Genomic DNA, 649 nt, shown 5'->3' on the forward strand with positions numbered 1-649 from the left:
ACCCGCGATCTCCTGCGTGACAGGCAGGCATGTTAGGCCAACTACACCACGGTTCCAGGCATTAATGGTGCCGGCGAGAGGACTTGAACCCCCAACCTACTGATTACAAGTCAGTTGCTCTACCAGTTGAGCTACACCGGCGTATATGGTGGAGGCTGAGGGGCTCGAACCCCCGACCCTCTGCTTGTAAGGCAGATGCTCTCCCAGCTGAGCTAAGCCTCCTGGGTAATATGGTAGCGGCGGAGGGGATCGAACCCCCGACCTCACGGGTATGAACCGTACGCTCTAGCCAGCTGAGCTACACCGCCATATTAATAAACATTCTTGATTGCTTGTCCATCTTAAGGTAAAGATGGCGGAGAGAGAGGGATTCGAACCCTCGCACCGCTTACGCAGTCTAACCCCTTAGCAGAGGGTCCCCTTATAGCCACTTGGGTATCTCTCCAAATAGTCAATCATGAACAATTGTACAAGGATTGCTCCCTGAAAACTAGATCCGAAACGAATTTTGCGACTAGAACCTGCATATTGGATAAGCCCTCGACCGATTAGTACTGGTCAGCTCCATGCATTGCTGCACTTCCACCCCCAGCCTATCTACCTCGTCGTCTTCAAGGGGTCTTACATACTGGGAAATCTCATCTTGAGG

The 649-nt window shown here is 52.2% G+C and carries 4 tRNA genes and 1 rRNA gene; all 5 read right to left on the reverse strand.

Annotated elements, in window-relative coordinates:
* Window positions 1-65: 65 nt before the first annotated feature.
* Window positions 66-141 (reverse strand) — tRNA-Thr (locus tag HP552_RS04650).
* A 5-nt stretch (window positions 142-146) separates the two neighbouring features.
* Window positions 147-222, reverse strand: a tRNA-Val gene (locus tag HP552_RS04655).
* A 9-nt stretch (window positions 223-231) separates the two neighbouring features.
* A tRNA-Met gene (locus tag HP552_RS04660) sits at window positions 232-308 on the reverse strand.
* 45 nt (window positions 309-353) lie between these two features.
* A tRNA-Ser gene (locus HP552_RS04665) sits at window positions 354-445 on the reverse strand.
* Window positions 446-528: 83 nt separating this feature from the next.
* Window positions 529-649, reverse strand: a 23S ribosomal RNA gene (locus HP552_RS04670); the annotation flags it as partial.

Origin of the sequence: Paenibacillus xylanilyticus, from assembly GCF_013359935.1 — a bacterium.
Lineage (GTDB): Bacteria > Bacillota > Bacilli > Paenibacillales > Paenibacillaceae > Paenibacillus > Paenibacillus xylanilyticus.